The sequence below is a fragment of the Nocardia sp. Marseille-Q1738 genome (assembly GCF_965283145.1).
The window spans coordinates 615,498-629,751 of record NZ_CBDIMS010000002.1 but is presented as its reverse complement, the minus strand read 5'-3'; the positions used below and the strand labels follow the sequence as shown (position 1 = coordinate 629,751).

The window sequence follows — 14,254 nt, the reverse complement described above, 5'->3', positions numbered from 1 at the left end:
ATGGGCCACCGCGTCCGGCACCATGGACGTTTCCTTTGTCCACGCGGCTCGGCACCGGTCTTCTGTTACCAGTTTCGTTGTGTCCCAACGGTTTACAGCCTACAGCACAGCAGACTCCGACAGTTCAGCGTACGCCGGCCGACCGTCGGGCGCACCGTTCGTTAAGTTCTGTTCACGCCACGCAGATAGCGCAGCTGGCGCGGTTTGGTCTCGTCGTAGTCGACCCGGCCCGGCAGGTGCTCGGGCACGCCGACCTCCCACCAGGCGCCCGCCTCGGTCCACGCCGACGGCTGTGTCCGCACCACGACCACGGCCGGACGGGATTCGGCAGCGGCGGCGGCGCGCGCCCGCGCGTAGGCGTCGCGGAATTCGTCCAGGTCGACAGCCGTGAAGACGGAACAGCCCAGGGCCGCGGCATGACCGGCGAAGTCGACGCGGGGCGGATGCTCCTGGGTGGTACGGCAATTCGCGTAGAAGTTGTTGAACGGGGCGCCCCCTTGGCCTTCTTGCAGGCGGGCGATCACGCCGTAGCCGTCGTTGTCGCAGACCACCGCGACGAACGGGTGCCCGGCGAAGGCGGCCGAGAACAATTCCGAGTTCAGCATCAGATAGGAGCCGTCCCCGAGCAGCGTCGTGACCACGCCATCGGTATGGGCCATGGCCGCGCCCCACGCGCCCGCGAGCTCGTAGCCCATGCAGGAAAAGCCGTACTCCACGTCCATGGTGGGTGCGCCGCCCGTCGCGCGCCAGCCGCCCACGAGTTCGCCGGGCAGGCCGCCGGAGGCCGTCATCACGTAGTCGCTCGGCCCGCTCAGGTCGTTCACCGCGCCGACGACCTGGGCATAGCTCGGCATGCCCGGGGTCGGCGCGCGCAGTTTGTCGATGTGCGCGTCCCAGGTGCTGCGCAACGCCGCGGCGCGCGCCGTCCACTCCGGATCGAGGCGCCACTCCCCCGGCTGGTCGGCCAGTTCGCGCACGGTGGCGTCGGCGTCACCGACCACCGCGAGGGCGCCGTGCTTGACGGCGTCGAACCGCGCCACGTTGATCGTCACCAGGCGAACGTCCGGGGCGAAGACGGTCCAGGACGCGGTGGTGAAGTCCTGCAATCGGGTCCCGACCGCGAGGACCACGTCGGCCTCGGCGGCCATCGCGTTCGCCGACGCCGAGCCGGTGATACCCAACGGTCCCGCGTACAGCGGATGGTCGTGCGGCACCAGCGTGCGGCCCGCGGTGGTCTCCACGATCGGAATGCCATGACGCTCGGCGAAATCCAGCACGGTGTGCCCGGCGCCCGAATAGCGGACACCGCCGCCCAGCACCAGCAGTGGGCGGCGCGCGGCGTGCAGCGTGGCGGCGGCGTCGGCGAGGGCGCGCTGGTCGGGGCGAGGCCGCGCCAAGCGGTGCACGACCGGCGCGAAGAGCGCGTCGGGGAAGTCGTAGCTTTCGGCTTGGACGTCCTGCGGGAGCGCGAGAACGACCGGACCGGCGTCGGCCGGGTCGGTGAGCACCCGAACGGCTTGGGGCAGGGTGGAGATCAGCTGTTCCGGGCGGGTGATGCGGTCGAAATACCGGCTCACCGCGCGGAACGCGTCGTTCACCGTGACGGTGGCGTCGCCGAAGTGCTCGACCTGCTGCAGGACAGGATCGGGCGCCCGGCCGGTGAACGTGTCTCCCGGAAGTAGCAGCAACGGAAGGCGATTCGCGTGTGCGACGCCTGCCGCAGTCACCATGTTCAGCGCGCCGGGACCGATCGACGAGGTCGCGACGCCGACCTGACGCCGATGCGTGGCCTTGGCATAGCCGACGGCCGCGAGCGCCATCCCCTCTTCGGTGTGTCCGCGCCAGACCGGGAGTTCGTCGCGCCGTTCGTGCAGCGCGGTACCGAGGCCGAGCACGTTGCCGTGCCCGAAGATGCCGAAAACGGCGGGAAAAAGCGGCACCTCGCGGCCGTCGAGTGTTTCGGAGCGCTGGGCGACCAGCCAGGCCACCAGCGCCTGCGCCGCGGTCAGTTTCATCCGAACCCTCCTTCGTTAGTGGTGACCGGGCGGTCGATCGGTTCGGCGTCCCATCGCGCGCACAGCACAGAGGCCCGCTCGGCAGGGTGTGTCGCCCGGACGTGCGGCGGCTCGCGCCGGCGTTCGTCGGTCACATGCCCAGCGGTCAACCGCACAGCAATTCCTCGATTTCCGCGGCGGTAGGCATCGCGTCGGCGCAGGCGAGACGTGCGGCCACCAGCGCCCCCGCCGCGTTGGCGTAGGTGGCGATGCGGCGCGGGTCCCAGTCCGAGAGCAGACCGTGGATCAATGCACCGCCGAATCCGTCGCCCGCGCCGAGCCCGCACACGACCTCCACCCGGCAGGGCTGCACGGTCCAGCGCTCGGAGTCGGTGGCGACCAGCACTCCGTCGGCGCCCTGCTTGATCACCGCGAGCCGCACACCCCGTGCGAGCAGCCGGTCGGCCGCCGCGTCCGGGTCCGCGGTGCCCACCGCCACTTGGACCTCGGCGCGGTTGCCGACCACCACGTTCACGTGGTCGAGCATCCAGCCGATCTCGGCCCGTGCGGTGTCGGCGTCGGGCCAGAACATCGGCCGGTAGTCCAGGTCGAGCACGGTGTGCCCGCGTCGCGCGCGCCGCAGCAGGATCTCGCGCTGCGTGCCCCGGCCCGGCTCGGCGCTCACGCCGGTGCCCGTGACCCACAGCAGTGGCACGGAATCCACCGCGTCCCAGGGCACTTCCTCCGGGGTGATGGTGAGATCCGGCGCGATCGGCGCTCGGTAGAACAGCAGCGGCGGATCGGCGGGCGGGGTGAGCTCGCAGAACACGACGGGGGTCAGCAGGTCCGGCGCGGTCGTCACGTAGCGGGAGGAGACGCCGAAACCCTCCAGCGCGGTCCGCACGAAATCGCCGAAGCCGTCGGGTCCAACCTTGGTGAGCACCGCCGAGCGGTGGCCGAGCCGGGCGGCGGCCACCGCGACGTTCGTCGCGGTCCCGCCCAAGAACTTCGCGAAGCTGCGCACCTGCGCCAGGGCGACACCGCTCTGTTCCGGATAGAGGTCCACCCCGACCCGGCCGATGGTCAGCGCCTCCAGCTCGGTCACGAGTCCATCACCCGCTGCAGTTCGTGCTGCAAAGCGTCCAGTTCCGCCCCACCTGCCATCTGGCGGGTCAGTTCCGGCAGGTCGATCTCCGATTTCTCGTACGAACCGAGCATCGCGCCCCGCTTGAGCAACAGGAACCGGTCGCCGACCGGATAGGCGTGGTGCGGGTTGTGCGTGATGAGCACGACGCCGAGACCGCGTTCGCGCGCCTGCACGACGTACTTCAGCACCACACCGGCCTGTTTCACACCCAGGGCGGCGGTCGGCTCGTCCAGGATCAGCACCTTCGCCCCGTAATGCACGGCGCGCGCGATGGCGATGCATTGCCGCTGGCCGCCGGACAGCGTGCCTACCGGCTGCTCCAGGTCGCGGATGTCGATTCCCATGTCGGCCAAGGCTGTTCGTGCGATCTGCTGGCCCTTCTTGCGATCCAGCAGCCGGATGGGTCCGTATCCGACGGTGGGTTCGGAGCCGAGCACGAAGTTGCGCCATACGCTCATCAACGGCACCACCGCGAGATCCTGATACACCGTGGCGATGCCGCGATCCAATGCCTCCCGGGGCGAGGAGAACCGGACCGTTTCACCTTCGACGCGCAGCTCCCCGCGGTCGTGCTGGTGCACCCCGGCCAGGATCTTGATCAGCGTCGACTTGCCCGCGCCGTTGTCGCCGAGCACGCAGGTCACTTCCCCCGCGTTCACCACGGTGGACACCTCGCGCAGCGCGACCACGCCGCCGTAGCTCTTGCCGAGGTCAACGGCCTCGATGAGGGGAGTCATCGGCGTACCCTTTCGGCTCGTTTCTGGAATCTGTTGTTGACCAGCACCGCCGCCAGCAACAGCACGCCGAGGAACAGCATGAACCAGTCGCTGTCCCAGCGAGCGAACACGATGCCTTGGCGCGCCATGCCGAAGATCAGCGCGCCGATCGCGGCGCCGACCGCGGAACCGAATCCGCCGGTCAGCAGGCACCCGCCCACCACGGCGGCGATGATGTAGTGCAGTTCGAGCCCGACACCCTGGTTGGCCTGCACGCTCGCGAACCGGAGGATGTTGCACGAGCCGACCACCCAGCCCGCGAACGCGGTGCCCATGAACAGCAGGATCTTGGTGCGGTCCGCGGGCACGCCGACCGCGCGGGCGCTCGGTAGCGCGCCACCCACCGCGAAGATCCAGTTGCCGAAGCTGGTGCGCACCAGGATGATCGCGGCGATAGCGGTCAGCACGATCCACCAGACCACCGACGCCTGGATGTGCGCATCGCCGATGTCGAGCGTCGAGGCGAACACCCAGCCCGCCGACTGGTAACCGTCGGCGCTCCGCACACCCGAAACCTGGACCGTGCCGGTGACCAGCCGCGTCACGCCGAGATTCAGGCCCTGTAGGGCAAGGAACGTGCCCAGCGTGACGATGAAGCTGGGCAGGCCGGTACGCATGACCACCCAGCCGTTGAACGCCCCGACCGCCAGCGCCAATACCAGCGAGGCCAGCAGCGCGAACCACACGTTCCACCCGGCGTGCACCGCGAGCAACGCGGTGACCAGCGCGGTGGAGGCGGTCATCACGCCCGCCGACAAGTCGAACTCGCCGCCGATCATCAGCAGGGCCACGGCAACCGCCATGATGCCGAGCGTGGACGCGTCGTCCAGCCAGGTCGCCACGCCGAGCGGGCTCAGGAATCGGTCGGTGATGATCGAGAAGAACACGAATACCAGCAGCGCGCCCAGCGCCGCGCCGATCTCCGGCCGTACGGCCAAGCGCTGGAGTGGCGAGAGGCCCGCCGATCGCTCCTGTGTCGTGTCGGATGTCTTTGTCGCAACGGTCATTTCATCCACTCCCGACCTCAGCGCGTGCCCTGCGCGACGAGCGCGGCGACGGCTTCTACGTTGCTCTTGTCGACGAAGCCGGGGCCGGTCTGCACCGGCGTGCCGCCGCCCACGGTGTTCAGATTCGCCCGGTACAGCCGCAGCAGCACGATCGGCAGGTAGCCCTGCTCGTACTGCTGCTGATCGACGGCGAACAGCAGCCTGCCCGCCCGGAGTGCCTCCACCACATCGGAATTCAGATCGAAGGTGGCGACGGTGGCTGCCGAGCCCGCTTCCCGCACCGCGTCGACGGCTCGCGCGGCGACTTGGGAGTTCAGTGTGAGGACCGCGTCGATGGACCGGTCGGCCTCCAGCGCGCCTTTGATCCTCGACTGCGCGTCGGTCGGGTTGTTGATGTCGACTTGAAGGGTGGTCGCGTTGCCGAAAGCCTTCGTCGCGCCTTCGCAACGCTGGTTCGCGCCGATATTGCCCGCCTCGTGGATGACGCACAGCATCTTGGTGCGCTTGGCGTCGGCCAGTCGCCGGCCCGCTGCCTGACCCGCCAGCGCTTCGCTCTGGCCCACGTGGACGAACGCGCCGAACTTCGCGCTCTCGGCCTCACCGGAATTGATCGTCACCACCGGAATGCCCGCGGCCACAGCCTTTTCCACGGATGGTCGCAGCGCCTCGGGATTGGCCATCGAGACGACGAGGCCGTCGACACCCTGCGCCACCGCGTTGTCGATCAGCTTCGCCTGCTGACCGGGATCGCCCGAGGCGTTGTACTCCACGCGGATGCCCAGATCCTTGCCCGCGGCCTCCGCTCCGTTCTTGACGACGTTCCAGAACGCGTCACCGGGGCTGCCGTGGGTTACGACAGCGACCGAATTCACCGTCCCAACGGCGATCGGGGTTTGTGAAGGAGCGGGCGCGTCGGCGCCAGGGCCGGTGCACGCGGCCAAGAGGGCGGCCGCGGCGACCCACGGCAGCATGCGACTGAAGCGCCACGTGGTCGCGTCGCGCTGTGGTCTCAGAGACATCGTTGTCATCGCTTCCCACTAGATTCCTGCCGCGGCGAGCGCGATGTCCGCCAGGTAGCGCAAGCTGCGTCCGGCGTCACGGCTGGACTGCCGCGCCGAGTCGGTCGGGCGCAGCGCGGCGTCCTGCTCCAGCACGTACCACCCCCGATAGCCCGCGGCCTGCATGCATCGCATGAGCGCTGCGACGTCGACATCGCCCTCGCCCAGCGGGACATACAAGCCGCGACGCACCGCCTCGCTGTACTCCAGGTCCCCGGCGCGCACCTGGTCGGCCAGTGCGCCGCGGACGTCCTTGAGGTGAACGTGCCCGATTCGCTCGGCATGCCGTTGAGCGAGGCGCACGGGGTCGGTGCCGCCGATGAGCAGGTGCCCGGTATCCAGGCAGATGTCGAGATCGGAGTCGGCGAGGAACCGTTCGACCTCCGGCTGGCTCTCCACGTGGGTGCCGACGTGCGGGTGCAGAACAGTGCGCAGGCCGTGCGCGGCGGCGACATCGCGGATCGCGGCGGCCGTGTCGACCAGGGTTCGCCATTCTGTGTCGTCAAGTTGCGGGCGCGCGTCGTATCCACCGAGTCCGGTCGCGGCGGCGAGTACGAGGACTTCCGCGCCGGTTGCGGCCAGCAGCGATGCGGTGTCGTCGGCCCGCGCGATGACGTCCTGCGGATCGCGGTGCAGCACGTCCGCGAGGAACCCGCCGACCGCTGTCAGGCCGAAGGTGTCGAGCAACCGTCGCAGTTCAGCGGGGTCGCGCGGTAGGTAGCCGGGTGGGCCCAGTTCGGTGGCGGACAGGCCGAGTGCGGCCATTTCCGACAGAACGGTGCGCGCGTCGAGCACGTGGCCCCAGCCGGGGACCTCGCAGACTCCCCAGGAGATCGGCGCGGCCGCGATGCGCGGCGGGTAGAGGGATTCGGTCATCGGCACTTCTCCGACCTTCGATGTCGAGGTGACTCCGCTCTATTGGAGCGCTCCAACTATGTAACGTAGGTCATAGTGTGTCAAGAGCTTTCGCTTCGTCGGTCAAAGCGCCACTACCAGCTGATACTCCAGATCTAGCCTGAAAGGCAATGCAATCGAGCGTCCGGAAAGTCCAGTTAGAGCGCTCTATTGTTTCGGATGCTGGGATCTTGTATCGTCCGGTCCGGCGGGTCCAGCATCCGGACCGACCCGATAGATCAGACGAACTCGGAACGGAGGCGATATGGCGCGACCCACCATGGAGGATGTCGCCGCGCGCGCAGGCGTTTCTCGTGCCCTCGTCTCGCTCGTCATGCGCAACTCGCCCAAGGTCAGCGAGCACCGCCGCCGTGCCGTCCTGGACGCGGCGAAGGACCTCGGCTACCAACCGCACATCATGGCGCGCTCGCTGGCCAGCCGGACGTCCAACATCGTCGGCGTCATGGTCTCCGACCTGCGCAACGCCTTCTTCGCCGACGTGGTCGAAGGCATGGACGCCGCCGCCCAGGAATCCGGCCTCGAGCTGATCCTCAATACCGGCCGCCGCAGTGCCGCGCGCGAGCGGACCGCATTGGAAAGCCTGCTGTCCTTCCGGCCCGGGGGCATCATCCTGCTGTCGCCCATCCTGCCCGCCGCCGCTATCCGCGAAGCGGCGCAGCAGGCTCCGCTGGTGCTGGTCTCCCGCACCTCCACCGTCCCCGACATCGACACGGTCAACGACGACGGCGAGATCGGCGCCGGTCTCGCCGTCGATCACCTGGTCTCCCTCGGCCATCGGCGCCTCGTGCATCTCGATGGCGGCGGCGCTTTCACATCGGCGCCACGCCGCAAGGGCTACCGGGCGGCCATGCAACGTCACGGCTTGGAGCCGATGGTCGTGCCGAGCGAACACACCGACTCCGCGGGCATGGCCGCGGTGCGCAAACTGCTGAACCTGTTCTCCCGCGACAACTTTCCCACCGCGCTGATCTGCGGCAACGACTTCAACGCCGTGGGCGCGATGTCCGCGCTGGAGGAAGCGGGATTGAGCGTGCCGGAAGACGTTTCGGTCGTCGGCTACGACAACACCTCGCTCGCCGCGCTGCGCCACGTCGCCCTGACCACCATCGACCAGCCCCGTATCCAGATGGGCCGCCTCGCCGTCGAGGCGCTCACCGAACGACTCCGCGACGGCCGCACCGCCCCGGTCCGCCGTCGCCTGCAACCATCCCTCGTCGTCCGCGCCACCACCGCCGCGCCCGGTCACTGAGCCACCGCCGAGCCCGAACTCGGCGTCCGCGCGATTCCACCGCTAAGGAGAGCCGATGTCATCCCACCGAGCCGTCACCCTGGGCCTGGCCGGAACCGGCCGCATCGGGACCTCGCACGCCGAAACCCTGACCAAACTCCCGAACGTCGCCACCGTGCTCGTCGCCGACGCCGACGCGGACCGAGCCCGCGCGACCGCCACCCACCTCGGCGTCGAATTCGCCCCCGACCTCGAAACCCTCTTCGCCGCCGACCTCGACGGACTGATCATCGCCACGGCCACCGACTCCCATCCCGAACTCATCATCCGCGCCGTCGACGCGGGCATCCCCGTCTTCTGCGAAAAGCCGGTAGCCGCCGACATCGAAGGCACCCTCGCCGTCATCGACCACATCCAGAACTCGCCCGTCCCCGTCCAAATCGGCTTCCAACGTCGCTTCGACACGGGCTACCGCGCCGCGCGTGCAGCCATCCGATCCGGCGAACTCGGCTGGCTACACACGTTGCGCGCCACCACCCTCGACCCCGCTCCCCCACCTGCCGAATACATTCCGCGGTCCGGCGGAATCTTCCGCGACTGCGGCGTGCACGATTTCGACATCATCCGCTGGGTGACGGGACGCGAGATCGTCGAGGTCTATGCCCTCGGGGCCAACCGGGGCGCGGCGTTCTTCGCCGAAGCCGACGACGTCGACACGGCCGCCGTGCTGCTACGCATGGACGACGGAGCGCTGGCGACCGTGTCGCTGACCCGCTACAACGGCGCAGGATACGACGTCCGCCTGGAAGCGTTGGGCTCCAAGGGAAACGTCATCGTCGGATTGGACGACCGCGCACCGCTCACATCGGTCGAATCCGATTACGCACCCTCTTCCCAGCCTGCCTACGCAAGCTTCATGGAACGGTTTCGTCCCGCGTACACCGAGGAACTGTCCGCCTTCGTCGCGGTCGTCAACGGCGAACTCGACAATCCCTGCAGTGGTCTGGACGCGCTCGAAGCTTTCTACGTCGCTGAGGCATGCGAGCTGTCCCGGCGGGAAGGTCGCGCTGTCGAGATAGCCGAGGTACGGCGCTGATCTGCATGATGACGCCCTCGCCCTAGAGCGTGTCAGGATGGCGCGATGAGCACTGCGGCACATCCGGTCAGCGAAGAAACGGTGGAGCTGTTCATGGATTATGGACAGTTCTGTATTGATGGAGGTCTGGGAGACCCGGAGAAAGAACTCGATCTCCTCGACCGCGCGCTGGCGGCACATCCCTACGCATCGGACGGCTCGGCCATGGTGGTGCTCAGCCCGCACCAGAACAACTTCCGCATGCCGGTGACGGTGCAAGTGTGGGGTGCCCGGCCACCCGGCGATCGGGACCAGTGGCAACAGGTATGCGAGGAGCGACTGCGAGTCGGCCCGGAGGGAATACTTCAGCTGTCGTCACCCACAGACGGTGCGGCGGACTGTCCGGTTCCGGAGGGTGACTATCTGATCGAGGTCAGTGGCCGCGGATTCGTCAACTACGGCTGGCCCGGATCCACCGAACCCGGCGACGTGTGGCGAATCCGGCTCTGGCCGGACGACGGCAGTGAACCGTTACCAGCCGTGCAGTGGAGTATGCCCGGATACGGCGTGCCGGAGAATGTTCCGATTCCCGACCGCCCTGCCTCGGCAGAATCCGAAGAGCCCGAATGGGTCATGGTCCTCGATGAGAGCGGCGATTACAGCCGGCTGCACATCTCCGAGTTGCCGGAGCGAGCCGCGGCGGCCGAGCGACAGCGGTGGGGCGGAGAGCCGATCGAAGAATTGCGGGATTACTCCGGCGCTGAAGAGCTGTCCCGCTCCGACCGCGCGCTCGCCGAGGCGATCGTCGCGATGGGCGAGCAGGATCTACGGCGCTTGGCGCACTGGTCCGCCGTCCAGGCCTGCGAAAAGGCCGAAATCGCCCAACGACCATGGGTACGAACAGCTTTGATCGCCCTGCGAGAGGACAGACCGCTGCCGCCGCCGTTCGACGACATGGAGGCGGCGTTCGACCGTTTGCACGAGGAGGATTTCGGGCCGGTGGACGCAGACGGGAACGATGCGGTCGGATCCCTCGTCTGCGTCGTTTCGCCCGAGTCGCCACCGAATCCCTTCGACCTGGGTCCGATCCACCGGCCGTCCTTCGCCCTGCCGACGCTCGTCGACGCGACCAAGCCCGATGCCAGGGACGCGGCGATCACGACCCTGTACGAGACGGCCATCGTCTTCGGCCCGGATGTCGATGTTCTCCTCGCCGCGATCCGATCCGAATTCGGGCTCCCACCTCAATGATCAGTTCGGCCCGCGAAGGTCGTGACGGATGCGCTGCACGCGTCGGTGCGGCACGTCCGGTCCGCGCTCGAGGCCCAGCAGTCGGGCCATCTCGTCCATAACAGCCGGGTGGGATATCCGGCACTGGGAGGCTGGCGCTGTGGGTGTCGGAGCCGCTGCAATTCGCCTGACCGCGGCTATGCGTATACGTATACTGCAAGTGTGTTGGATCCCCTCAGCCTTGCAGTAGGCGCCGGCCTGGTCGGGGTCGGCTGGGTATGTGGCCGGTTCGGGCATCGGCGGCGAGCCGGGTCGAGGGACAAACTTCCCGCGCGCTGCGGTTGCGGCCACGACCTGGCGCTGCACGACCGCGCCACAGGTACTTGCCACGCCGAGATCTCCCGTAAGGGCACTCACGGCCTGCGGGAGTGGGTCGGCTGCCACTGCCGCCGCTACACCGGCCCGACTCCGCTGGAGGACGTGTTCACGTCGCCGATACTCCCGCCGGAATCCTGAACGGTTCATCTTCTCCGGAGCGATGTCGGCCGCGTCGGGACCCCGAAGCAGGCAAGCCGCGCCTGCGGTACAACGAGATCCCGGCTGACAAGATGCGGGGTTCGATGCGTCAGGGAGTGATGGATTTCGGGGCAGGATGCTTTGCGGCGATTCGTAACCCGATCGGGCACCGACCGAACGAGGAGATCGAGCGGACCGAACAGACCGCGCTGGAGCGACTGTGTGCGTTGAGCCTGTTCGCCCGTTGGATAGACCAGGCCGAGATCCACAAGGCCGAGTAAGGCACCAGTGCACCGACCGCCGGTTCTTCCTGCTTATCGGCGGTTAGAAATCGGCGCTTTCTCCGGTCGAAACGCCGTCAGCGTTCCCTGACTGCACCTGGACCGCCCCGGTCTGCGCGCTGTGCGACACCGACCACCGCGCCCACGTGCCGGGAAGAAACGCCGGGTTCGACGGCTGGCTCGAGCTGCGCCGGCGGGCCGAGATCCTGACCGACCCCGCCACCGGCCACCGGTTCCTACACCCTCGGGTGGCCTGTAGCCGCGGGCGCCCCGGCCGAGCCGGACGGCCGCTGGAATGGCCGCATGGTCTACCCTTCGGCCGCCGGCCACACGGCATCCGACCCCAATCTGGTCGAACTGCTGGCTCTGTCCGCGAACTGTGACGTCAGTTGTTCGCGAATCCTGGTGGTGTGTCGCCACCTACACCACTTCGAAGATGTTCACGAATGACGCGCAGGGGTCAGTCCGACTCAGCCGAGCATCCACCGCCTGCCTCGAACGCTCGGTAATAGCCGATGTGCGGACGCATTCGCGGTGGTGGGCGCGCGGCACGATCACCGTCGTCCTCCGCTCAGTCCCCATTCGTCGAGACCGGCGTAGACGCGGGCGACACGGAGCCTTGGCGCGTCGTAGCATTCGGCCTCTCCCGTATAGATCGCGATCAGCGAATCCGGGCCTCGCCACCAGGTGTCGGCCAGGCCGCGAATCTCGATCACGGGTTCGAGGGTGCTCAATGCCAGCCCGTCGATCGCATCACCGCGAATCGTGCTGATCTGCTGGGCCCAGTAGGACGCATGGTGAGCCAGCGCAACCGATTCGATCCATCCTTCGATGCTTGCGTGCAGTGGCACCCACCGATCGCCGTCGATGCCGAATTCTCCTGCGGGACCGATCATGAACGCGTAGGCCATCGACGCTCGCTCTACCCCCGCCTCGAACCACCCGACCCGCTCGAGTGCCCCACTCGGCATCTCGGCACACAGCATCTTCGGCCCGCCCTCATAGGCTGGAGACGGCGGCAGGACCAGCCCGCCCCACCGCCGCTGAAACTCGACGACACGGTCGACCTGCGTTGCGGGAATGCCGATTTCGAGCCACCGATCCCGATACTCCTCCAACCGGGGGCATTCGCCGCGAACACCGTGCGTCGAAATGAATAACTCGGTCCGGCGCGTGAGCCGCTCGGACGAATCGACGACGGGCTGCAGATCCACGCGGCCGACAGTACGCCGACTCGACAGTTCGCAGGAACACGCGCTCATGCCGGTGGGCGCGCGTCGACCCGCTGCGGTAGGTGGGACGACGCGCCGCTGTCATCATTCGTGAACATCGCCTCACCGCCGAACGCCAGTGCTGTCGATGTTCGCGAACAACCGCTCATGCTCGTTACTCCGACGCTACGGGCGTGCTTCGAGGCGGCGCTCACTGCGCACTGGATCGCGATGTCCACCGACGCGGCTAAGGCGATGTTCAACAAGGAAGTCAAGCAACGTCGTGCGCTGCAGAGGACCTTGGCTGATGCGCGCTCGAACACCATGCAGGAGATGGTTGATCGAGTCGCTCATACTGATCTTCCGATGCTGGTGACCTCGTCGGAAGATCAGGCCAGGTTCTTCGAGCGGATGCCGGCCCCAGCTGCGTCAGCCCCGGCGCCGCTGACGCGGACATCTACCGCCGATGGCGGTATGCTCGGCGGTATGGCTGGACGGAAGACGTCGGTGTCGTTCGACGACGAGACCCTGGCAATCCTCGCCCGCCGCGCCGAAGAGGAAGGCATGGACCGCTCCGCTTACCTCGCGCAGCTGGTTCACCGTGACGATCTGCGGCGGCGCATCGCCGCCGACAGCGCCACGCTGAATGCCGCCGGGTACACCCCGGACCGGGCGACCACGCTGACCGCGGGCCTCATCGCCCAGCGCCGCGCGGCCAGCTGATATGGCTGCTCCCCGATTCGGCGAGGTCTGGCACGCCCCGTCGGGCTCGGTGCTGCCCGGCGGAATGCTGTGCCTGATCGTCAGCTCCGACGACTACAACCGGATCCGGCGCCAGTACATCATCGTCGAAGTGGTGTCCGACCCGCTGTCGGGCGACGCCATCATCTGCGAACTCGGCCCGGTCGGCGTCGCCCTCACCGGCGCACCATTCACCGTCGGCCCGCAGTGGTTCGCCGGAACCGATGAACCGGTCGCGGTCGTCGACGAGGAGATCGCGCGCCGCGCTGCGGACCAGATCCGCGCCATCCTCGGTCCCTGAACGGCGGGAAGAAGTAGCCCAGCACAGAGGGTGTTCAGGTGTTGGTCAGATGTCCTCGATCCGGATGGTGGCGACGGTGAAGTACCGCACCGCGCCGGAGTTGGTGGTTCTGCGGCGCCAGTCGCCGGTGCGGGTGTACCCGGCGGCGGTGAGCGCGGCATCCAGCGCAGTGAGGCTGACCGGTGCGCCCGGTTCGGCGGGAACGGACTCCCATCGGCAGCTGACGTGGCGGCCGTGGATGCTGCCGTCGTCGTTGTAGAACAGCTCGCAGCTGTAGAGGTCGGCGACCGCACCGGCGGGGTCGTCGAGTCGGGCGATGACGTGCAGATCGACGGTTTCGGTGTCGGTCACCGCTCCACCCCCGAATTGCGCACCGGCCGCCGTCCTGCAGAACGGGCTGGGGCAGGCGAGGCGGTCTGTGCCGCCCGGTCGGGACGGTTCGCGCAGCGTCCCGACCGTGGGCTACGGCCAGCGGCGGCGGCCTGGCGCTGAGCACCTATCTGGCAACAGCAGGTCGGTGGACTCCTACCGCGGTGAGCTGTCTCCACGCGCACCGCAGCGCATGACAGAAATAGCTCCCCGGCGGGACTGTCTCGTTGCATGGGGCATGTATGGGAAACATCAAAAACGAAGGTCAGCTGATCGTTTCAGGCACGGTCCGTGGTCACATCCAGAGCACTCCCGAAGCAGACACAGTTGTCGAAGATGGAGCGATCGGTGGCCGGGGATAGTAAGCATCCCGGTCCACACGTTTCTTGGACACCACGAACTTGT

General features: G+C 67.9%; 15 protein-coding genes. 7 read left to right on the top strand and 8 right to left on the bottom strand.

What is annotated here, in order from left to right; genetic code table 11:
• Positions 1 to 161 precede the first annotated feature (161 nt).
• The 6 genes from iolD to ACWPXK_RS11250 all read right to left on the bottom strand — a co-directional run bounded on the left by iolD (position 162) and on the right by ACWPXK_RS11250 (position 6,858).
• Positions 162 to 2,015, bottom strand: a complete 1,854-nt coding sequence (iolD, locus tag ACWPXK_RS11275) for a 3D-(3,5/4)-trihydroxycyclohexane-1,2-dione acylhydrolase (decyclizing) (RefSeq protein WP_454196011.1) — start codon at positions 2,013 to 2,015, stop codon at positions 162 to 164.
• Between the two features lie 145 nt (positions 2,016 to 2,160).
• On the bottom strand, positions 2,161 to 3,099 hold the full coding sequence (gene iolC / locus ACWPXK_RS11270; protein WP_454196010.1) for a 5-dehydro-2-deoxygluconokinase: 939 nt from the start codon (positions 3,097 to 3,099) through the stop codon (positions 2,161 to 2,163).
• On the bottom strand, positions 3,096 to 3,878 hold the full coding sequence (locus ACWPXK_RS11265; RefSeq protein ID WP_454196009.1) for an ATP-binding cassette domain-containing protein: 783 nt from the start codon (positions 3,876 to 3,878) through the stop codon (positions 3,096 to 3,098). The genes iolC and ACWPXK_RS11265 overlap by 4 nt, the downstream gene beginning before the upstream one ends.
• Positions 3,875 to 4,924 (bottom strand): ABC transporter permease, encoded by a 1,050-nt coding sequence (locus ACWPXK_RS11260; protein ID WP_454196008.1) that lies wholly within the window; start codon positions 4,922 to 4,924, stop codon positions 3,875 to 3,877. The genes ACWPXK_RS11265 and ACWPXK_RS11260 overlap by 4 nt, the downstream gene beginning before the upstream one ends.
• A 17-nt stretch (positions 4,925 to 4,941) precedes the next feature.
• The gene (locus ACWPXK_RS11255; RefSeq protein WP_454196007.1) at positions 4,942 to 5,952 is read right to left on the bottom strand and encodes a sugar ABC transporter substrate-binding protein; all 1,011 of its coding nucleotides are present in this window, start codon (positions 5,950 to 5,952) and stop codon (positions 4,942 to 4,944) included.
• A 9-nt stretch (positions 5,953 to 5,961) separates the two neighbouring features.
• A complete protein-coding gene (locus ACWPXK_RS11250) occupies positions 5,962 to 6,858 on the bottom strand; it encodes a TIM barrel protein (protein ID WP_454196006.1) in 897 nt (298 codons plus the stop codon).
• 283 nt (positions 6,859 to 7,141) lie between these two features.
• Here ACWPXK_RS11250 and ACWPXK_RS11245 point away from each other — a divergent pair, with 283 nt between their 5' ends.
• The 5 genes from ACWPXK_RS11245 (at position 7,142) to ACWPXK_RS11225 (ending at position 11,227) form a co-directional block, all read left to right on the top strand.
• On the top strand, positions 7,142 to 8,146 hold the full coding sequence (locus tag ACWPXK_RS11245) for a LacI family DNA-binding transcriptional regulator (protein WP_454196005.1): 1,005 nt from the start codon (positions 7,142 to 7,144) through the stop codon (positions 8,144 to 8,146).
• A 55-nt stretch (positions 8,147 to 8,201) separates the two neighbouring features.
• Positions 8,202 to 9,221, top strand: coding sequence for a Gfo/Idh/MocA family protein (locus ACWPXK_RS11240; protein WP_454196004.1), 1,020 nt, complete (start codon positions 8,202 to 8,204; stop codon positions 9,219 to 9,221).
• Between the two features lie 45 nt (positions 9,222 to 9,266).
• Entirely contained in the window at positions 9,267 to 10,451 is a 1,185-nt protein-coding gene (locus ACWPXK_RS11235; RefSeq protein ID WP_454196003.1) for a hypothetical protein, read from the top strand.
• Positions 10,452 to 10,652: 201 nt separating this feature from the next.
• Positions 10,653 to 10,946, top strand: a complete 294-nt coding sequence (locus ACWPXK_RS11230; protein WP_454196002.1) for a hypothetical protein — start codon at positions 10,653 to 10,655, stop codon at positions 10,944 to 10,946.
• Positions 10,859 to 11,227: a TIGR02391 family protein gene (locus ACWPXK_RS11225; protein ID WP_454196001.1), complete on the top strand. Its 369-nt coding sequence runs from the start codon at positions 10,859 to 10,861 to the stop codon at positions 11,225 to 11,227. The genes ACWPXK_RS11230 and ACWPXK_RS11225 overlap by 88 nt, the downstream gene beginning before the upstream one ends.
• Positions 11,228 to 11,781: 554 nt before the next feature.
• Here ACWPXK_RS11225 and ACWPXK_RS11220 read toward each other — a convergent pair.
• Positions 11,782 to 12,441 (bottom strand): hypothetical protein, encoded by a 660-nt coding sequence (locus ACWPXK_RS11220; RefSeq protein WP_454196000.1) that lies wholly within the window; start codon positions 12,439 to 12,441, stop codon positions 11,782 to 11,784.
• A 108-nt stretch (positions 12,442 to 12,549) separates the two neighbouring features.
• On the opposite strand from ACWPXK_RS11220, the gene ACWPXK_RS11215 reads away from it, so the two are divergent.
• Positions 12,550 to 13,161, top strand: a complete 612-nt coding sequence (locus ACWPXK_RS11215) for a hypothetical protein (RefSeq protein ID WP_454195999.1) — start codon at positions 12,550 to 12,552, stop codon at positions 13,159 to 13,161.
• Position 13,162: 1 nt separating this feature from the next.
• The gene (locus ACWPXK_RS11210; protein WP_454195998.1) at positions 13,163 to 13,480 is read left to right on the top strand and encodes a hypothetical protein; all 318 of its coding nucleotides are present in this window, start codon (positions 13,163 to 13,165) and stop codon (positions 13,478 to 13,480) included.
• Between the two features lie 45 nt (positions 13,481 to 13,525).
• Here the strand turns inward: ACWPXK_RS11210 and ACWPXK_RS11205 are convergent, their stop codons facing one another.
• Positions 13,526 to 13,831, bottom strand: coding sequence for a hypothetical protein (locus ACWPXK_RS11205; protein ID WP_454195997.1), 306 nt, complete (start codon positions 13,829 to 13,831; stop codon positions 13,526 to 13,528).
• Positions 13,832 to 14,254 lie beyond the last annotated feature (423 nt).